This window comes from Blautia sp. BIOML-A1 (assembly GCF_009883055.1).
Lineage (GTDB): Bacteria > Bacillota > Clostridia > Lachnospirales > Lachnospiraceae > Blautia_A.
Genome location: NZ_WWVR01000004.1, coordinates 93,377 through 112,281 on the forward strand (window position 1 = coordinate 93,377; position 18,905 = coordinate 112,281).

Sequence of the window (18,905 nt, forward strand, 5' to 3'; positions counted from 1 at the left end):
TAAGGAAGAACAGTATGTGTATTAGAACAATCGAAGAATTACAGGAAGATACAAGAGAAAAACAGATCATTGATATCCGTGACAGAGCGGATTTTGACAAGGAGACTTATCCGGGTGCCATCAATATCTACTGGGAAGAATTTGAAGAACATATGGATGAGATCCGTAAGGACTGTCCAGTATATCTGATCTGTTATACCGGTCAGAAGAGCGATGAGATCGCAGAAGAGCTGACAGAGCAGGGGTACGAGATTTACAGCATCAAAAACGGCTACCGTGCATGGCTTCGCATCAAACTCAGTAAACTGATGTCGGATCATGATGAGGCAGAACAACGTACCAGAGATATCGAGCGCAGCATCATCAAGAAATTCCGGAAGCCGATCTGGAGGAGATTTACCAAAGCAATCCGTGAATATGAACTGGTTAAGGACGGTGACAAGATCGCGGTCTGTATTTCAGGCGGTAAGGATTCCATGCTGATGGCGAAGCTGTTCCAGGAGCTTTCACGTCACGGAAAGAAAAACTTCGAAGTTGTCTTTCTGGTAATGAATCCTGGTTACAATGAGATCAACTATCAGACGATCAGGGATAATGCCAGAATCCTGAATGTGCCGATCACCGTCTTTGAATCGGATATTTTTAACATCGTTGCATCGGAAGAACAGTCACCATGCTATCTCTGTGCCCGTATGAGAAGAGGATACCTCTACAGTAAGGCGAAGGAGCTGGGCTGCAACAAGATCGCACTGGGTCATCATTACGATGATGTTATTGAAACAATCCTTATGGGAATGCTTTACGGTGCACAGGTTCAGACTATGATGCCGAAGCTTCACAGCACCAATTTTGAGGGGATGGAACTGATCCGTCCACTGTATCTGATCCGCGAGGCGGACATCATTCACTGGGCAAACTATAATGATCTTCACTTTATCCAGTGCGCGTGCCGTTTTACCGAGCACTGTGCATCCTGCGGCGGCACAGAGAAAGGTTCCAAGCGGGCAGAGATCAAGGAACTCATTCATGAACTTGCACAGAAAGATCCTGTGATCGAATATAACATTTTCCGGAGCGTGGAGAATGTCAATCTGAACACGGTCATTGGCTATAAACAGGATGGAGTGAGACATAATTTCCTGGATACCTATGATGAACAGAAATAAAAACTGAAACAGAAAGAGTCTCTGATATAGATTTTCCTGAAGAATTGTCGGGAGGGAGAACTATAGGAAGAGGCTCTTTTTGTATCTTTAAAAGTACGAGAAAACGTTTTCTAAAAAACATATTTAAAAAGTATGTTTGTTGGTATATAATGCCATTAACACAGAACACAACAGGGAGTGACAGAGATGACGAAAAAGAAATTTGGAAAAAGCTGTCTGGCAGCAGTACTTGGTATCGCAGCATTCGCAGGTGTCTGTTCCTATGATGCGGGAGCCAGATCAGATCTTCATATTGTGAATGTTTCCTATGATCCGACGAGGGAATTGTATGAATCCTACAACAAAATTTTTCAGGAACACTGGAAAGAAAAAACAGGACAGGATGTAGATGTGATCCAGTCCCATGGTGGTTCCGGCAAGCAGGCTCTGGAAGTGATCAACGGCCTGCAGGCAGATGTGGTGACACTGGCACTGGAATATGATGTTGATGCGATCGAGAATGCAGGAATGATCGATGAAGGCTGGAAAGAGGAACTGCCGGATGATAGTGCTCCTTATACCTCTACAATTGTATTTCTGGTACGAAAAGGAAATCCCAAAGATATTCAGGACTGGGATGATCTTGTCAGAGATGATGTCGATGTGATCACACCGAACCCAAAGACCTCCGGAGGTGCAAGATGGAACTATCTGGCAGCCTGGGCTTATGCGGATGAGAAATATAATGGCCAGGAAGACAGGATGGAAGAATTCATAAAGAAGTTATATCAGAATGTACTGGTTCTGGATTCCGGCGCAAGAAGTGCAACCACTTCCTTTGTAGAGAATGGACAGGGAGATGTATTGATTGCCTGGGAAAACGAAGCTTTTCTTTCAGTGCAGGATGATCCGGATAAGTTTGAAATCATTAATCCAAGTATCAGCGTGCTGGCACAGCCGTCTGTGACGGTGGTCGATGAGGTGGCAGAGAACCGCGGTACGGCAGATATCTCAAAGGAATATCTGAACTATCTGTATTCTGATGATGCGCAGAGGATCGCGGCAGATAACTATTATCGTCCGGTAGATCAGAAAATTCTGGAAGAATACAGTGATGTGTTTGATCTTACGATGGAGTTAAAAACAATCGATGATTTTGGCGGCTGGCAGGAAGTGCAGGAAAAACATTTTGCAGACGGTGGAATCTTTGATCAGATTTACGGAAACTAGAAGACGAGGTGAGAGATTATGAAAAAAGGTAAAAAAAGAGTGATCCCGGGATTTGGACTGACAATGGGTGTGACGATCACTATGCTCAGTATAGTGGTACTGATCCCACTGGCATCGCTTGTCGTGTATTCTTCACAGCTTGGTCTTGGGGAGTTTTTTGAAGTCATTACGAGAAAAAGAGTGCTTTCCAGCTTTTATGTCAGTTTTATTACCGCACTGGGTGCATCCCTTGTCAATGCCGTCATGGGACTGATCCTTGCCTGGGTGCTGGTGCGTTATGAATTTCCGGGCAAGCGGATCATGGATGGCATGATCGAACTTCCGTTTGCACTGCCGACGGCAGTTGCGGGTATTTCGCTGACTTCACTGACAGCAGATCAGGGGCTAATCGGAAGCTTTTTCGCGAAGTTCGGGATCAAAATTGCCTATACAAAACTGGGAATTACCTTTGCACTGATCTTTGTGGGAATTCCTTTTGTTGCAAGGGCAGTGCAGCCGGTTCTTGAAAAACTGGACGGTTCTTACGAGGAAGCTGCAAAAGTCATGGGAGCAAAACAGGGACTTATTTTTCGAAGAGTCATTCTTCCGGAACTCCTCCCGCCGCTTCTGACCGGTACAGGGCTGGCGTTCGGCCGATGCCTCGGAGAATATGGAAGCGTTGTATTTATTGCCGGAAACAGACCTTATGAGACAGAGATAACACCACTGATCATCATGTCAGAACTTCAGGAATTTGACTACAAAAGTGCAACCTCGATCGCGCTTGTCATGCTGCTTGTATCGTTTCTTATTCTGTTTCTGATGAATCTGATGCAGGCACGTAATTCAAAAAGACTGAGAGGAGGAAATGTCTGATGGAAAACAGGAGCGAATCACGAATCGTAAAATATCTTCTGATCGGAATCAGTGTCTTATTTCTTTTTGTGATGCTGGTACTTCCCTTATTTGTCGTTGTGACAGAAGCCTTAAAAAAAGGCTGGGAGGTCTATATAGAGGCAGTGACAGATTCCTACACGATCGCTGCACTGATGCTCACCTTAAAAGCAACGGTGATCGCAGTTCTGTGCAATACAATCCTCGGTCTGTGTGCCGCGTGGGTAGTCACAAGGTTTCAGTTCAAAGGGAAAAAACTGCTCACGACTCTGATCGATGTCCCGGTCACGGTGTCACCGATCATTGCAGGTCTTATTTATCTTCTGATCTTTGGAAAGCAGAGTATTCTCTATCCTTATCTGCAAAAAGCGGATATTCAGATTGTTTTTGCAGTTCCGGGAATTGTTCTTGCCACCATATTTGTTACTTTTCCGTTTGTTTTTCGGGAACTTCTTCCAGTACTGGAAGCAATCGGAACGGATGAGGAAGAGGCAGCTGCACTGATGGGTGCAAAAGGATGGACAATTTTTTCAAAAATCACTTTTCCACATATCAGATGGGCTCTTCTGTACGGGATCGTATTATGTACAGCCAGAGCCATGGGGGAATTCGGAGCAGTATCGGTTTTGTCAGGACATCTCCGGGGGCTGACCAATACACTGCCGCTTCATGTGGAGATTTTGTTTAATGAATTTCAGTATGTGCCGGCATTTGCGGTATCTTCGATCCTGGTGATCATGGCAGTGATTCTTCTGATCATTCGAAGCGTAATGGAGCACAGAGGCAAAAAAGAGGAGGGCAAAGCCTGATGTACGTTGAATTAAAGGATATTAACAAAACTTTTGGAGATTATAAAGCGTCTGACCATGTTTCCTTTGGAATCGAGAAGGGGAAACTGATCGGACTTCTGGGACCGAGCGGAAGTGGTAAGACAACAATCCTGCGCATGATCGCGGGACTGGAGCAGCCGGACAGCGGGGAGATCATTATTGACGGTAAGGTTGTCAACAATATTCCTGCCAGTGAGAGAGGTATTGGATTTGTATTTCAAAGCTATGCTCTGTTCCGCTATATGACAGTATATGATAACATTGCCTTTGGGCTGAAGGTGCAGAAAGCGGATAAAAAATATATCAAAAGCAGAGTCATGGAGCTGATCGAACTGATCGGGCTTAGAGGACTGGAAAAAAGATATCCGAGTCAGCTCTCCGGCGGACAGAGACAGAGGGTTGCTTTTGCAAGGGCGCTGGCACCGAATCCACAGCTCCTTCTTCTGGATGAGCCGTTTGCAGCGATCGATGCCAAGATCCGGCAGGAACTGCGTACCTGGCTCAAGGACATGATCGAAAAACTGGGGATCACCAGTATCTTTGTGACGCATGACCAGGATGAGGCAATTGAAGTGGCAGACGAGATTATCATTACAAACAAGGGACATATTGAGCAGAAGGGAAGTCCGGTCGAAGTATACCAGAGTCCGGAAACTGCATTCAGTGCCTCTTTCTTTGGACAGGCAGCCATTGTAAAAGATTATCAGAAGTTCCGGTATTTTGAAAATATTCCGGGAGCAGATTATGCGATCGTTCGTCCGGAGTTTGTCAAGGTGACCCGGAAGAATGAGGTGCAGAAATACAAGAGTTCCGCTTCAGAGGCAGAAGTCGAGAGAGTGGCATTTCGCGGCAGTTATTTTGAACTGGGCCTGAAAGTGGGAGATATCACCTTAAGCGCCAAAAGAGGCCTGGATGAGCCTCTGGTACACCAGGGAGAAAAGGTGGATGTGTTTGTACAGAGGCTTTTTGCCATCAAAGAAAACAAGGTTTATGCACTGGAGAACAGTTCTATAAGAGAAGATTATCTGGTAATCTGACAGGATAGTGCTTGAAATCCCTATAACCTTGTAGTATAATAGGTATATGGAGGGATTTACATGAAAATTTCAACAAGAGGACGCTATGCGATTCGAGTTCTTCTGGATCTTGCAGAGCATAACACAGGGGAATATATTCCATTAATGGACATTGCAAAGAGACAGGAAATTTCAGAGAAATATCTGGAATCTATTGTTTCCGTATTAAGTAAACAGAAATTTGTCAAGGCACTCAGAGGTAAGGGCGGGGGGTATCGTCTTGCCAAGGCACCTTCTGAGTACACGATTGGAAGCATCTTAAGGATCACGGAGGGTTCCATGGCACCGGTTGCCTGTCTGGATGACCATCCGAACCAGTGTGAGCGAGCTTCTTCCTGCAGGACACTTCAGATGTGGGAGGGATTTTATAAGCTGATCAATGAATATTTCGACGGGATCACACTGGAGGATCTTATGGAACAGAATGACGACATGGGAGATTATGTGATCTGACAGTTTGTTGCGGGGAATCCTTGTGACACTTCCGAAGAATGAGGCGGCAGAACATATCAAAGCAGAAAAAGATGTGTTCTGCTGCCTTTTCTATGATAAAAAATGGAAAAAAATAGAAAAAACCTATAAACCCTATTGACATGGTATGTTTATAGGTATATAGTAATACCATCAAAACAGCCAAAGAAAACAAAGGAGCACAGGAATGAAAGAATACGGTTTTAATACAACTTTGCTTCATGGGAGCGAGGACAGTAATCCTCACGGCGCGACACAGGTACCGATCTACCAGTCCAGTGCATTCCGTCATGATACGGCAGAGGAATTGGAGAAGATTTTTGCCAATAAATGTGCAGGATATTCTTACACAAGAATCAATAATCCTACGATCGAATCTTTTGAGAAGCGGATGACGAAACTGGAAGGTGGAATTGGAAGCGTGGCGTGTTCCTCCGGAATGGCAGCACTGTCCATGGCAATGATGAACATTCTTAAAAATGGTGATCATGTCGTGGCGGCAGCAGGACTTTACGGTGGGACGGTAGAGCTTCTGGATGAGCTTAAGGCATATGGGATTACGACCTCCTATGTACAGGAGAATACCCCGGAGGCTTTTGAAGCAGCAATAAGACCTGAGACCAGAGTTGTTTTTGCAGAGACGATCGGTAATCCAAAGCTGGATGTCACAGACATTGAGGGAGTGGCAGCGATCGCACATAAGAGAGGACTTCCGTTTCTGGTAGACAATACGGTCGCAACACCGTATCTCATTAATCCACTGAAGCTTGGAGCAGATGTTGTGATTCATTCCTCATCCAAATACATAAATGGAAGCAGTGATGCGATCAGTGGTATCCTGGTAAGCGGAGGCAAGTTTCGGTGGGATCCGGAGAAATTTCCGGGAATGGCAGAGTTTAAGAAATTTGGTCCATTTGCCTATCTTGCAAAGCTGCGAAATGGACTGTTTCGAAGCATGGGAGCCTGTCTTGCACCGCAGAATGCTTTTCTCAATAACCTGGGACTTGAAACCCTGGGACTTCGAATGCAGCGTCACTGCAGCAATGCCATGGAACTGGCAGAGTTCCTTCAGGGACTGGGACATGAAATCACGGTTTCCTATCCGGGTCTTAAGGAACATCCTTATCATGAAATTGCGGCGAAACAGTTTCACGGTGGATTTGGAGCGATCATAACCTTAAGAACAGGAAGTAAGGAAAGAGCTTTTCATATTTTAAATGAATTGAAACTTCCCTGGCTGGTATCCAACATCGGAGATACCAAGACGCTGGTGATTCATCCGTCAAGTACTATTGCGGCACACCTTTCCGATGAAGAAAAAGAACTTTCCGGTGTGTACGACGATATGATCCGGATCAGCGTGGGAATTGAAGATATAGAAGACCTGAAAGAAGATTTCAGACGAGTGATAGAAGGAGAATAAGATGGCGAAAGTAGATTATGCAACATTAAAAAAAGGCGGTTTTATGCGTCAGAAACAGAAGAATAATTTTTCGCTGCGTCTTGCCTGTGTCGGCGGAACACTGACAGCGGAAAATCTCAGGAAGATCGCAGAGGTTGCAGAGAAATTCGGAGATGGATACGTACATCTCACTTCCAGACAGGGAGTTGAGATCCCGTTTATCAAATTAAATGATATTGATGATGTAACAGCAGACCTTGCCACAGGCGGCTGCAAACCGGGTGTCTGCGGACCGAGAGTACGAACAGTAACTGCCTGCCAGGGCAATGCGGTCTGTCCGAGTGGAAACATCAACAGCTATGATATCGCAGTGAAATTAAACGACAGATATTTCGGAAGAGAGCTTCCGCATAAATTCAAGTTCGGTGTGACAGGATGCCAGAATAACTGCCTCAAAGCAGAAGAGAATGACGTAGGAATCAAAGGGGCAGCACAGATTTCATGGAAGGAAGGTTCCTGTATCCACTGTGGTGTCTGTGAAAAAGCCTGTCGAGAGGAAGCAATTTCCTTTAAGGACGACAAACTTGTGATCGATACCGACAAATGCAACTACTGCGGACGCTGTGCAAAATCCTGTCCGGTAGATGCCTGGGATGTAGAGGAGGCATATCTTGTATCTTTTGGAGGTACCTTCGGAAATCATATCAGTAAGGGACAGGAATTACTTCCGCTGATCACTTCAGAAGAACAGCTTTTCCGTGTGACAGACGCAGCAATCCAGTTCTTTGCAGATCATGCAAAAGCAGGTGAGCGATTCAAGTTCACCATTGACCGGGTTGGAGAAGATAAACTGTACGAAGTACTGAAAGGAGCTTATGATGGCTGATTATAAAATCGATGATACCATAGATATTACAGATGTTGTGTGTCCGGTAACATTTGTTAAGGCAAAGGTTGCACTGGAGGAGCTTGATGACGGACAGATCCTTGCAGTCCGCATGAATAACGGCGAGCCGGTGCAGAATGTACCGAGAAGCATAAAGGAAGAGGGACACCAGATTCTGAAGCTTAACGACAATGGGGATGATACTTTTACCCTGATCGTCCGGAAAGTGGAGGACGAATGATATGGCACTGAGAATCAACGCAGAGAATTTTGAAGAAAAGGTATTAAAGGCAGATAAGCCGGTTCTCGTTGACTTTTATTCGGATACTTGTATCCCATGCAAACAGATGGCAGGTATTCTCGGAGATATCGAGGATGAGAATGAAGATGATATTTATATTTACAAAGTCAATGTAAATTACGATAAGGCACTGGCAGAAGAATTCAAGGTCATGTCCGCGCCGACGGTTATCTGTTTTGTAAACGGAGAGCAGAAAGGCAAGGTAGTCGGACTGAAGGAGCCGGAGGAAATCGAAGCCTTGTTTGAAGAATTTGTCTGATTATTTACATATACAAGATAAAATTTGATTATTAAGGAGAAAAAATATGTTTATCAGAGTAGCAGGAGAGAAAAAAGAATATCCGGAAGGACTTACAGTTAAAGAATTGATTGAAAAGGAAGATGTGGAAACTCCACAGTATGTTACAGTAACGCTCAATGATGAATTTGTGGAAAGCGGAGCTTTCGATTCCACAGAAGTCAAAGACGGCGATGAAATCGAGTTTCTGTATTTCATGGGAGGAGGAGCAAGATAATGTCATTTACAAACGAACAGGTGGAGCGTTATTCCCGCCACATCATCCTCAAAGAGGTTGGTGCCAAGGGCCAGAAGAAACTCCTCAATGCAAAAGTGCTGATCATCGGTGCAGGCGGACTTGGTGCTCCGGTGGCTATGTATCTTGCAGCAGCAGGTGTCGGAACCATCGGAATTGCAGATGCGGATGAGGTTGATCTTTCCAATCTTCAGAGACAGGTCATCCATACAACTGCTGATCTTGGCAAAGCTAAAGTCAAATCAGCAAAGGAAACCATGCAGGCGATCAATCCGGATGTCAAGGTTAATACTTATCGTAAATTCATCACATCCGAAAATATCATGGATATCATTAAGGATTATGACTTTATCATCGACGGAACAGATAATTTCCCGGCAAAATTTCTGATCAATGATGCCTGTGTTATGGCAGGAAAACCGTTTTGTCATGCGGGGATCATTCGTTTCAAAGGACAGCTGATGACTTATGTTCCGGGAGAGGGACCGTGTTACAGATGTGTATTCAAGGATCCGCCGCCGAAGGATGCTGTACCGACCTGTAAGCAGGCAGGAGTCATCGGAGCCATGGCAGGAGTTATTGGAAGTCTTCAGGCGATGGAAGCTATCAAGTACATTATCGGAAAAGGTGATCTTCTTACGGGAAGGCTTCTCACCTATGATGCTCTGACTATGACTTTCCGTACGGTGAAGCTTCCAAAGAATCATGAATGTCCGGTATGCGGTGACCACCCGACGATCACCAAACTGATTGATTACGAGCAGGCAGAATGCGATATGCATATATAATATGAATTATAGATTGTAGGTTATAGCATTACGTGTGCGAGATCAAATATTTCATCGAAGATACGCTCTCGCTGCCTTCGACTGGCAGCGGATACTAAGGGAGCAAAAACACTCCCTAAGTACCGGCCGTCTCAGAGCATCTTCTCTCGAAATATTTATCCGCACACTGTGGATATGCAGAGATAACAATTGCACTAAAAGTTATATTACAATGTTTCGGGAGCGGAGTCCAGTAGCCCACGCGACCTTTTACGACGAACATATTTTCAATGCACAGTGTATGAATAAACAGATTCATAAGGGGATGATCTGAGACGGCCGGTACTTAGTGACCGTGTTGTGGTCACTTAGCACCGTTGCCAGTCGAAGTCAGCGAGAGCGTGTCCCCGTTTGAACTGTTTATTCACACACGTCAGAGAAGAATATCGAGGAGCCCTCTTATGAAATTATATTTAAAAAAATCACACTACAACACCATCCTGACGCATTGCATCACCGGTCTTCCCAACGAATCCTGCGGCCTCCTTGCAGGAAAGAAAGAGGACGAGGAGATCACTGTCACGAAGGTTTATCTCCTTACAAACATCGATGCCAGCAGAGAACATTTTTCCATGGATCCCAAAGAACAGCTTGCGGCACTTAAAGATGCCAGGGCAAATGGAGACAAGATCATCGGAAACTTTCATTCCCATCCGGAGTCTCCTTCCCGCCCATCCGAAGAAGACAAGCGGCTGGCATTTGACCCGACGATTGAATATCTGATTCTCTCCCTTATGGAAGAGGGAAATCCGATACTCAAGGCATTCGGGATTGACAAAGAAAAGAATGTCACGATCCACGAAATCGAGATTACAGAATAAAGTCAGGAAGAAAAAACTATGAGCAAACCCTTACAGGTAAAACACATACATACAGATGTCCTGATTATAGGCGGCGGCACCGCAGGCTGCTATGCCGCACTTACCATCAGCAGAAATTCCGACGCTTCCGTTCTTGTCGCAGAAAAAGCAAACATCAAACGAAGCGGCTGCCTCGCAGCAGGTGTCAACGCAATCAACGCCTATATTGTAAAAGGCCGCAAGCCACAGGATTATGTAGATTACGCAACCAAAGATGCGGCAGGAATTGTCAGAAACGACCTCCTTCAGACTGCCGCAGAAGAATTTAATGAAGTAACGGCAGATATGGAAAAGCTTGGACTTGTGATTCTCAAGGATGAAAATGGGGATTACGTGGCAAGAGGAAACCGTAACATTAAGATCAATGGCGAGAACTTCAAGCCACTCCTCGCAGATGCCGTATATAAGAGTGAAAATGTAGACGTTCTGAATTACGTGAATATCACAGATCTTCTCACAGAAAACGGAAAAGTTTATGGAGCGGTCGGTTTTTCCATCATGGAAGAAACAGCCTATGTGATCTATGCAAAAGCAGTCCTGATCGCAACAGGCGGGGCTGCCGGTCTTTACAAACCAAACAACCCGGGATTTTCCAGACATAAGATGTGGTATCCGCCATTCAATACAGGAGCCGGATTTGCAATGGGAATTCGTTCCGGTGCAGAGATGACAACCTTTGAGATGCGTTTTATTGCACTCCGATGTAAGGACACCATAGCTCCAACAGGAACCATCGCACAGGGCGTGCAGGCAAAACAGGTGAATGCAAAGGGCGAAGTCTATGAACATATTTACGGACTGACTACCAGCCAGAGAGTTTATGGAACAGTCAGAGAAAATCAGCTTGGTCATGGTCCGTGTTATCTTAAAACTTCTGGCATCACAGCTGAACAGGATCAGGATCTTCTCAAAGCCTATCTTAACATGGCACCGAGTCAGACCCTTAAATGGATCGAGAGCGGCAAGATGCCAGGGGAGCAGGATGTGGAAATCCAGGGAACAGAGCCGTACATCGTAGGCGGTCACACAGCCAGCGGATTCTGGGTAGATACCCGAAGAGAGACTACCATCCACGGACTGTATGCAGCCGGGGATGTGGCAGGGGGATGTCCTCAGAAATATGTTACCGGTGCTCTGGCAGAGGGCAAGATCGCCTCTCTTGCGATCATCGAACAGTTAAAAGAAAAGCATAGCGAAGAAACATCCGAGGTCGAAAAACAGGCACAGACAATCATTGAAGATTACGAAAAGCTCCGCAACGCACAGAATGGTCTCTTCACGATCGAGGAGCTGGAAGAAGCCATGCAGAAAGTCATGGACGAATATGCAGGCGGAATTGCCGTTAATTATCAGTTCAATGAAAAGCAGTTAAATCTTGCAAAAGAAAAGATCGCACGCTTAAGTGAACTGGCCGATAAGGTCGGTGCAGAAGATATGCATGAACTTCTTTTTGCATATGAATTAAAAGAAAGACTTCTTGTCTGTCAGGTGCTGATCGAACATCTTAAAAGCCGAAAAGAAACCAGATGGCATTCGTTTAATGAAAATCTGGATCATCCGGAAACGGACCAGAAATTTGAAAAATATGTAAATTCCAGAATGGAAGACGGAAAGATCCATATTCTGTTCAGAGGTCTGGTAAAGGGGGATACTTATGAGCATACGAATTCGTGAAGACCGATGCGTCGGCTGCGGTAAATGTCAGGAAGTATGTCCTGGTACTCTGATTCAGATCACAGATAAAAAAGCAATCATGAAATATCCAAAAAACTGCTGGGGCTGTGTTTCCTGTGTAAAGGAATGTAAAGCAGGAGCCATTGAATTTTATCTTGGTGCAGACATCGGCGGCATGGGCGGAACCATGAACGTCACGCAGAAAGGCGATCTTCTTAACTGGAACATCACCAGATCTGACGGCAGTGAGCTGGTCATCAGCGTTGACCGGCGAAATTCCAATAAATATTAGTACAGGAGAAGAACTATGAGCGGATTATCACATTTAGATGAACTCGAAGCAGAAGCAATATATATTATCCGGGAAGTGGCTGCAGAATGCGAAAAACCTGTTATGCTTTATTCCATCGGAAAAGACAGCTCAGTGATGCTTCATCTCGCACTGAAGGCCTTTTATCCGGAAAAACCACCTTTCCCGTTTCTACATGTAAACACAACCTGGAAATTTCGCGAAATGATCGAGTTTCGTGACAAGACGGCCAAAGAACTTGGAATCGAAATGCTGGAATATATCAATGAGGACGGTGTGAGACAGGGAATCAATCCTTTTGACAATGGATCCGCTTATACTGATATCATGAAGACACAGGCTCTCAAGCAGGCCCTCAACAAATACGGATTTACCGCAGCCTTTGGAGGCGGCCGCCGTGATGAAGAAAAGAGCCGTGCTAAGGAGAGAATCTTTTCTTTCCGTAATGAAAACCATGCCTGGGATCCGAAGAACCAGAGACCGGAGATGTGGAAACTTTACAATACAGAGATCAACAAAGGCGAGAGCATCCGTGTCTTTCCAATCTCCAACTGGACAGAAAAAGACATCTGGCAGTACATACAAAGAGAAAATATTCCGATCGTACCTCTTTACTTTGCAAAAGAACGTCCGGTAGTATACCGTGACGGAAACATCATCATGGTGGATGATGACCGTATGCGGCTGAAACCCGGCGAGAAACCGGAAATGAAAAAAGTCCGTTTCCGTACACTGGGCTGTTATCCGCTGACCGGAGGCATTCTTTCCGATGCAGATACTCTCGATGCGATCATTGACGAGACATTGAGTTCTGTGGAATCTGAGAGAACCAGCCGGATCATTGATTCTGACGGCGGTGCAGCCAGCATGGAAAAGAGAAAGAGAGAGGGGTATTTCTAGATGAGTGGTTTACTGAAATTTATTACCTGCGGCAGTGTAGACGATGGAAAATCCACACTGATCGGACATATACTTTACGATTCCAAGCTGCTTTATGCAGACCAGGAAAAAGCTCTGATCCTCGACAGTAAGGTGGGATCCAGAGGCGGTGCGATCGACTATTCTCTCCTTCTGGATGGTCTGATGGCAGAGAGAGAACAGGGCATCACCATTGATGTTGCCTATCGTTATTTTACAACGGACAAGAGAAGCTTCATTGTTGCAGATACACCGGGACACGAGGAATATACAAGAAATATGGCTGTCGGTGCTTCTTTTGCACAGCTTGCGATCATCCTTGTCGATGCAAAACAGGGCGTTCTGGTACAGACAAGACGTCACAGCCGTATCTGTGCCCTGATGGGAATCCATCATTTTGTATTTGCGGTCAATAAGATGGATCTTGTGGGTTACAGTGAAGAAAGATTCAATGAGATCGTCAAAGATATCAATGAACTTTCCGAAAGCCTTGGTCTTCAGGATGTAGTGATCATTCCGGTCAGTGCTACAGAAGGTGACAACGTGACTGTAAGATCTGAAAATATGCCATGGTATACAGGAAAAGTACTTCTTAATCATCTGGAAACCGTAGATGTGACAGAGACAGAAAGCGAAGCAGGATTCTATATGCCAGTGCAGAGAGTCTGCCGTCCGAACCATGAATTCCGTGGTTTCCAGGGCCAGATTGAAAGTGGAAAGATCAAAGTCGGACAGACGATCACCACACTTCCAAGCAATGAAACTGCAACTGTGAAATCTCTTCTGAACGGAAGTACTTCTGTAGAAGAAGCTGTGACAGGACAGGCAGTTACCATCCAGCTTGACAAAGAAGTGGATGTCAGCCGGGGATGTGTCCTCACTGATCAGGCACAGTTCTCCGTAGCAAAAAGCTTCACGGCCACACTGCTCTGGATGGATGACAGCAGACTGACTCTTGGAAAAGAATACCTTGTAAAACTCGGAACAAAGAAAATCCCCGGATTTATCCGCAGCATTAAATATAAGATCGATGTCAATACAGGGGAGCATATCAAGGCAGATTTTATTGAGAAAAATGAGATCGCACTGTGCGAGATTGAGTTGGCAGAGAAGATTGTCCTTGATGAATTTAAGAAACACAAAACTCTTGGAGAGATGATCCTGATCGACCGTGTAAGTCATATGACTTCCGCCTGCGGTGTGCTTGAGACTGTAAAAAGTGATGGAGAAAAACCGTATTTCCAGAAAGATGACATCAAAGTCGGTGGATATGTATTTGAAGAATTCTACTTCAACCTTGAAAATGCGATGATGTCCAAAGCCGGTTCCGACAAGAAAACCTATCATGTCGGTGATGCAGTGCCGGTTGCCGGAGACAGCTTCAAATATCCGGAATACTTTGACATTCTTTCTGTTGACGATGGGGCAGCAGTCCTGATCCGTGACGGTAAGGTGGAGGATATCCAGAAGATCGAGGATTATCGTTATATGGGACTTCCTGTCATTGATGAGAGAGGAATGGCACTGCTTATTAAGAGCAGAGCAGATCTTGAAAAATTCCTTACGGAATCGGAAGAGGCTTCTGCTGAAGAACGCTCCGAACTCCACAATAAATGGTCCAGATTTGAAACCTACAGAAAAGTTGTCTGCACGGATAATTTCTGGGTGATTTAGGGTACTGCCCTGAAACCCTTCGACTTTTGAAAAATAAGAAAATCCTGCGAGGGGAGGGCACTCAAAGTTGCGAAGGCCGTTCTCCCCTCGCGCTCCCCACCGGGCCACGCAAAATGCTGTTTCGCCAGAGCGAGAAGTGTGAAGTAAGAAAACTTATAAATTAAGAGTTAGATAAAAAAGAAGTTGGTTAGATGTTGGGTCTGGTCAGCTTCTTTTTGTTGTGGTGGGAAGATAGTGAGAGTGTTTGGTGATTGGCGTTAGTTCGGATTAAAAAACTGCCCAAATTGGACTTGCTATATGAATGTAAATATTGTATGGTATAAAATGTAAACGGTAATCTAAATTTTCTAATAAGCAATTTTTCAGGCAATATCTGCCATTGATTCCAAAGATAAAAATACATGAATTCAAAGAGATTAAGTGTTTGATAAAACTCGTCAGAATGTTATAATGTAGGTACAAAAAGGAGTGTTATATGAATAATACGATTTTTGATGATGTATTCCGTACAATGATCGAGAAGATGCTATATCTGGCCGTGCCATTGATTAATGAGGTGTTTCATACATCATACCCGGAAGATGTGAAGATTGCGGACTACATTTTTCGCAAAGAAGAGGATGTCCGGAAAGGAATAGGTGATATTATGGGAGGTAAAGTTCTGGAACTGGAATCTGAAAGACTTAAAGCAGAAGGCATGATTGCTGGTGCAATTAAAACCTGCAAGAAATTTAAACTTGACCAGGAAGCTTCTGTAAAAAATATAATGGAAGAGTTTTCCTTATCTGAAGAAGATGCCAGTAATTATGTGAAAAAATACTGGTAAGAAGGATATTAATACACAAATATGCCCCCTGAGGGATTTGTTTTATATTGCAGGTGAGTATCAGAAACTGGTGGATAATAAGTCTCTCTATTCCTCAGCATTGCAGAAAATACCGGCACCGAATTTTATTGTATTTTATAAAGGAAGAGGGAAATGCTATATCGGAAATGTAACGGGAAATAAAAAATATCAGATATCAGGTATTAGTGTTTCTTTTTTGCCGAGTTTGTAGTACAATTGAGACTAACTAATACAAAAGGAGGAAGGGTATGAAAAAGCTGATAACGATTACTCTGGCAGCAACGCTCAGTGTGGGAAGTGTAATGTCTGCATCGGCTGCGGATTTTACGGATTCTGCGGTTGTTACACAGGAGGAGACAGATTCCTGGTCAGAGGAGGGAGAAACAGATCTGAACTCTGAAATGGAAGCAGAGGAAACGGAGACAGAGGATCCTGCCACGGAAATTGAAGAGGATACGGAAGAGCCGGAAATTCTGGATGAGGACTTTGCATCAGAGGATGCACAGGCAGAGATTCAGGAGGAAGATGCAGATGAGACAGCGACTGAACTGGAATCAGGGGAAATTTCCGCGGAGGAGGAATTTACAGATTCCGAAGAAAGTATGGATGCTGTAGGGGCGTCTTCCGGAACCTGTGGAGACAATGTCAAATGGAAAATCAACGGAACGACTCTGACACTCAGTGGATCTGGTGCGATGTATAATTACTGGGGCAGTTCTTCTACTCCATGGAGTGATCAGAGAGAATATATTTCCAGGGTTGTGATCAGTGATAATATTACAACTATTGGAGATTGTGCATTCTATGAATTTAAAAATATTCGTTCCATCACAATTGGAAATAAGGTGACAACCATTGGCGAACGTGCATTTGAAGACTGCTATAATCTTCAGAGTGTTCGAATCGGAAATAAAGTTTCTATAATTAAACGTGCTGCATTCAGCGATTGTCAGAACTTATCTCAGCTTACTCTGGGAACATCCCTGGTCACTATTGAAAATTATGCGTTTGCAAATTGCAGTAATCTTCGGAAACTGACAATACCGGATAAGGTAGCAACGATTGGTTATGAAGCTTTTGCAGGTGCAACGAATCTGACATCTGTGAAACTGGGTGCATCTCTTAAAGAGATTGGAGGCTACGCTTTTGATGGATGTACTAATCTGGAAAGTCTTACGATGGGAAACAAACTAACAACCATCGGTTATCATGCTTTCAGAAACGCAGGTGCTTTGAAGTCTCTGACGATTCCGTCATCTGTTACAAGTATCGAATATGATGCATTTAGAAATTGTGTAGGTCTGGAAAAAGTAAGTATTTCTGGAGGCTGTGAAATCGGAAATCAAGCGTTTGAAGGCTGTATCTCATTAAAGACACTTTCTCTTGGAAGTAAAGTGACCAGTATTGGGAATTATGCGTTTAATGAATGTAATCTGACTTCTGTTACCATACCGAATAGCACTACGGTAATTGGAAATTATGCATTTGCAGAAAATGTGAATCTCAGTAAGCTTACGATCGGAAATAAAGTAGCAACGATTGGAAATTATGCATTCAATAATTGTAGTTCTCTTACAGAGGTAACAATCCCGGGCAGTGTGACAGAAATCGGAGAAGCTGCGTTCAGGGGTGCATCTAAGTTAAAAAAGGTATCTTTGAATTCCAGACTTGTAACGATTGGTTACAGTGCATTTCGCGAGTGCGTTTCACTTACATCGGTCAATATTCCGAGTAGAGTGAGCACTGTCAAGGATTCTGCGTTCCGTGACTGTAGTTCTCTTACATCTGTAAAGATTGGAAATTCCTGTACAAGCATTGGCGATTATGCATTTTCGGGAGACGCTGCACTGGAGAGTATAAGCTTTGGTGAGCACTTAAATTCTATTGGATATGAAGCGTTTTATAAATGTGCTTCACTGAAAACACTTTCTTTCAATGATAATCTTCTCAAAATAGGAAGCTATGCATTTCAGGACTGTAAAGGTATTACCAGTGTCCGTATGGGAAGTCATCTTACCAAGATAAGTGATGGTGCATTCCGGGGCTGTGATTCTCTTACGAAAGTTACGATCCATGCCAAAAATGTGGATATCAGTAATTACAATGTTTTTAACAAGGGTACGCAGCTTACTCTTCGTGGGTATGAGAATTCTACTGTGCAGAAGTATGCGGTTTCCAACAACAACCGTTTTGAGAAGATCACTACTTCTAAATTGGATGCGAAGGCTTTCTCGCTTAAGACTACTTCCTATACTTGGACGGGTGGATATTTCTATCCGCAGGTTGCCTGCACAAATGGTCTGCTTCAGAATGTAGATTATAAGGTGGAATACGATTACAACAGCAATGCGGGGACGCATACGATTGAAGTTTACGGAATCAATGATTATACGGGCAGTGTTTTTCTGAAGTATACAGTTGCCAAGTCAGGACAGACTCTGACGGGTTCGAATACAGTCAAAAAGACTGGTGCCACAAATTCTTTTAAGCTGGATGTGAAACGCACCAAAGGTGATGGTAAACTCACGTATTCTTCCAGCAATACGAAGGTTGCAACAGTCAACAAAAATGGACAGGTTACGATCAAGGGCTGTGGCAAAACTATCATCACAGTCAAGGCAGCGGCTACCAGAAACTGCAATGCGGCAGCCAAAAAAGTGACTCTGACTGTGACGAAAGCATCTCAGAAGATTTCAGGGGTGGCATCTTCCTATACCAGAAGATATTCTTCCAAAAGTCTGACGATCAGACCAAAGGCAGCAGGAAAGATCACCTATGTTTCCAGCAACAAAAAGATTGCCCAGGTATCTTCCAAAGGAAAGATCACATTCCGAAGAAAAGGTACTGTAAAGATTAAAATTAAGGCAGCTGCAACTTCTAAGTACAATGCCACATCAAGAACCATCACAATAAAAATCAAATAATGTTTATAACGGAGACAGGTACCGGATTTTTTTCTTATGGAAGAATCCGGTACGCTTTTTTATTATTAAAAATCCAGTGAATTCCATTGACATTGCAGGATTAAACGACTATCATTAAAACAGT

At 44.1% G+C, this 18,905-nt stretch carries 19 protein-coding genes; all 19 read left to right on the forward strand.

Annotated features, from left to right (window positions below; all coding sequences use genetic code 11):
• The first annotated feature begins 14 nt into the window (after positions 1-14).
• The 19 genes from GT674_RS03575 to GT674_RS03665 all read left to right on the forward strand — a co-directional run bounded on the left by GT674_RS03575 (position 15) and on the right by GT674_RS03665 (position 18,781).
• On the forward strand, positions 15-1,166 hold the full coding sequence (locus GT674_RS03575) for an ATP-binding protein (RefSeq protein WP_161284458.1): 1,152 nt from the start codon (positions 15-17) through the stop codon (positions 1,164-1,166).
• A gap of 186 nt (positions 1,167-1,352) precedes the next feature.
• Positions 1,353-2,375 (forward strand): sulfate ABC transporter substrate-binding protein, encoded by a 1,023-nt coding sequence (locus GT674_RS03580; protein ID WP_161284459.1) that lies wholly within the window; start codon positions 1,353-1,355, stop codon positions 2,373-2,375.
• Between the two features lie 18 nt (positions 2,376-2,393).
• A complete protein-coding gene (cysT, locus tag GT674_RS03585; RefSeq protein WP_161284460.1) occupies positions 2,394-3,230 on the forward strand; it encodes a sulfate ABC transporter permease subunit CysT in 837 nt (278 codons plus the stop codon).
• Positions 3,230-4,057 (forward strand): sulfate ABC transporter permease subunit CysW, encoded by an 828-nt coding sequence (cysW, locus tag GT674_RS03590; RefSeq protein ID WP_161284461.1) that lies wholly within the window; start codon positions 3,230-3,232, stop codon positions 4,055-4,057. The genes cysT and cysW overlap by 1 nt, the downstream gene beginning before the upstream one ends.
• A complete protein-coding gene (locus GT674_RS03595; protein WP_161284462.1) occupies positions 4,057-5,115 on the forward strand; it encodes a sulfate/molybdate ABC transporter ATP-binding protein in 1,059 nt (352 codons plus the stop codon). The genes cysW and GT674_RS03595 overlap by 1 nt, the downstream gene beginning before the upstream one ends.
• Before the next feature lie 60 nt (positions 5,116-5,175).
• Positions 5,176-5,607: an RrF2 family transcriptional regulator gene (locus tag GT674_RS03600; RefSeq protein ID WP_161284463.1), complete on the forward strand. Its 432-nt coding sequence runs from the start codon at positions 5,176-5,178 to the stop codon at positions 5,605-5,607.
• 205 nt (positions 5,608-5,812) lie between these two features.
• Positions 5,813-7,048, forward strand: a complete 1,236-nt coding sequence (locus tag GT674_RS03605; protein ID WP_161284464.1) for an O-acetylhomoserine aminocarboxypropyltransferase/cysteine synthase family protein — start codon at positions 5,813-5,815, stop codon at positions 7,046-7,048.
• Between the two features lies 1 nt (position 7,049).
• Positions 7,050-7,913: a 4Fe-4S binding protein gene (locus tag GT674_RS03610; protein WP_161284465.1), complete on the forward strand. Its 864-nt coding sequence runs from the start codon at positions 7,050-7,052 to the stop codon at positions 7,911-7,913.
• Positions 7,906-8,154: a sulfurtransferase TusA family protein gene (locus tag GT674_RS03615; protein WP_173901735.1), complete on the forward strand. Its 249-nt coding sequence runs from the start codon at positions 7,906-7,908 to the stop codon at positions 8,152-8,154. The genes GT674_RS03610 and GT674_RS03615 overlap by 8 nt, the downstream gene beginning before the upstream one ends.
• Position 8,155: 1 nt before the next feature.
• Positions 8,156-8,473, forward strand: a complete 318-nt coding sequence (locus GT674_RS03620; protein WP_161284467.1) for a thioredoxin family protein — start codon at positions 8,156-8,158, stop codon at positions 8,471-8,473.
• Between the two features lie 46 nt (positions 8,474-8,519).
• Positions 8,520-8,729 carry a sulfur carrier protein ThiS gene (gene thiS, locus GT674_RS03625; RefSeq protein ID WP_161284468.1) on the forward strand — a complete coding sequence of 70 codons (210 nt, stop codon included), beginning with the start codon at positions 8,520-8,522 and terminating at the stop codon, positions 8,727-8,729.
• A complete protein-coding gene (gene thiF / locus GT674_RS03630; protein ID WP_161284469.1) occupies positions 8,729-9,535 on the forward strand; it encodes a thiazole biosynthesis adenylyltransferase ThiF in 807 nt (268 codons plus the stop codon). Before thiS ends, thiF begins: the two co-directional genes overlap by 1 nt.
• A 440-nt stretch (positions 9,536-9,975) precedes the next feature.
• Positions 9,976-10,395 (forward strand): M67 family metallopeptidase, encoded by a 420-nt coding sequence (locus tag GT674_RS03635; protein WP_161284470.1) that lies wholly within the window; start codon positions 9,976-9,978, stop codon positions 10,393-10,395.
• Positions 10,396-10,413: 18 nt separating this feature from the next.
• Positions 10,414-12,108: an adenylyl-sulfate reductase subunit alpha gene (locus tag GT674_RS03640; protein ID WP_161284471.1), complete on the forward strand. Its 1,695-nt coding sequence runs from the start codon at positions 10,414-10,416 to the stop codon at positions 12,106-12,108.
• On the forward strand, positions 12,089-12,400 hold the full coding sequence (locus GT674_RS03645) for a 4Fe-4S dicluster domain-containing protein (protein ID WP_161284472.1): 312 nt from the start codon (positions 12,089-12,091) through the stop codon (positions 12,398-12,400). Before GT674_RS03640 ends, GT674_RS03645 begins: the two co-directional genes overlap by 20 nt.
• Positions 12,401-12,415: 15 nt before the next feature.
• Complete coding sequence (cysD, locus tag GT674_RS03650) at positions 12,416-13,318, forward strand: sulfate adenylyltransferase subunit CysD (RefSeq protein ID WP_161284473.1); 903 nt, start codon at positions 12,416-12,418, stop codon at positions 13,316-13,318.
• Positions 13,319-15,010: a sulfate adenylyltransferase subunit 1 gene (locus GT674_RS03655; RefSeq protein WP_161284474.1), complete on the forward strand. Its 1,692-nt coding sequence runs from the start codon at positions 13,319-13,321 to the stop codon at positions 15,008-15,010.
• Positions 15,011-15,485: 475 nt separating this feature from the next.
• The gene (locus GT674_RS03660; protein ID WP_161284475.1) at positions 15,486-15,836 is read left to right on the forward strand and encodes a hypothetical protein; all 351 of its coding nucleotides are present in this window, start codon (positions 15,486-15,488) and stop codon (positions 15,834-15,836) included.
• A 269-nt stretch (positions 15,837-16,105) separates the two neighbouring features.
• Complete coding sequence (locus tag GT674_RS03665; RefSeq protein WP_161284476.1) at positions 16,106-18,781, forward strand: leucine-rich repeat protein; 2,676 nt, start codon at positions 16,106-16,108, stop codon at positions 18,779-18,781.
• Positions 18,782-18,905: the final 124 nt, after the last annotated feature.

Excerpts from the sequence above, each read along its gene's own strand:
- GT674_RS03655 (WP_161284474.1), top strand. The coding sequence starts at position 13,319 with ATGAGTGGTTTACTGAAATTTATTACCTGCGGCAGTGTAGACGATGGA.
- cysD (WP_161284473.1), top strand. The coding sequence starts at position 12,416 with ATGAGCGGATTATCACATTTAGATGAACTCGAAGCAGAAGCAATATAT.
- GT674_RS03645 (WP_161284472.1), top strand. The coding sequence starts at position 12,089 with ATGAGCATACGAATTCGTGAAGACCGATGCGTCGGCTGCGGTAAATGT.
- GT674_RS03615 (WP_173901735.1), top strand. The coding sequence starts at position 7,906 with ATGGCTGATTATAAAATCGATGATACCATAGATATTACAGATGTTGTG.
- GT674_RS03600 (WP_161284463.1), top strand. The coding sequence starts at position 5,176 with ATGAAAATTTCAACAAGAGGACGCTATGCGATTCGAGTTCTTCTGGAT.
- GT674_RS03580 (WP_161284459.1), top strand. The coding sequence starts at position 1,353 with ATGACGAAAAAGAAATTTGGAAAAAGCTGTCTGGCAGCAGTACTTGGT.
- thiS (WP_161284468.1), top strand. The coding sequence starts at position 8,520 with ATGTTTATCAGAGTAGCAGGAGAGAAAAAAGAATATCCGGAAGGACTT.
- cysT (WP_161284460.1), top strand. The coding sequence starts at position 2,394 with ATGAAAAAAGGTAAAAAAAGAGTGATCCCGGGATTTGGACTGACAATG.
- GT674_RS03665 (WP_161284476.1), top strand. The coding sequence starts at position 16,106 with ATGAAAAAGCTGATAACGATTACTCTGGCAGCAACGCTCAGTGTGGGA.
- GT674_RS03640 (WP_161284471.1), top strand. The coding sequence starts at position 10,414 with ATGAGCAAACCCTTACAGGTAAAACACATACATACAGATGTCCTGATT.
- cysW (WP_161284461.1), top strand. The coding sequence starts at position 3,230 with ATGGAAAACAGGAGCGAATCACGAATCGTAAAATATCTTCTGATCGGA.
- GT674_RS03575 (WP_161284458.1), top strand. The coding sequence starts at position 15 with ATGTGTATTAGAACAATCGAAGAATTACAGGAAGATACAAGAGAAAAA.
- thiF (WP_161284469.1), top strand. The coding sequence starts at position 8,729 with ATGTCATTTACAAACGAACAGGTGGAGCGTTATTCCCGCCACATCATC.
- GT674_RS03635 (WP_161284470.1), top strand. The coding sequence starts at position 9,976 with ATGAAATTATATTTAAAAAAATCACACTACAACACCATCCTGACGCAT.
- GT674_RS03660 (WP_161284475.1), top strand. The coding sequence starts at position 15,486 with ATGAATAATACGATTTTTGATGATGTATTCCGTACAATGATCGAGAAG.
- GT674_RS03620 (WP_161284467.1), top strand. The coding sequence starts at position 8,156 with ATGGCACTGAGAATCAACGCAGAGAATTTTGAAGAAAAGGTATTAAAG.
- GT674_RS03610 (WP_161284465.1), top strand. The coding sequence starts at position 7,050 with ATGGCGAAAGTAGATTATGCAACATTAAAAAAAGGCGGTTTTATGCGT.
- GT674_RS03595 (WP_161284462.1), top strand. The coding sequence starts at position 4,057 with ATGTACGTTGAATTAAAGGATATTAACAAAACTTTTGGAGATTATAAA.
- GT674_RS03605 (WP_161284464.1), top strand. The coding sequence starts at position 5,813 with ATGAAAGAATACGGTTTTAATACAACTTTGCTTCATGGGAGCGAGGAC.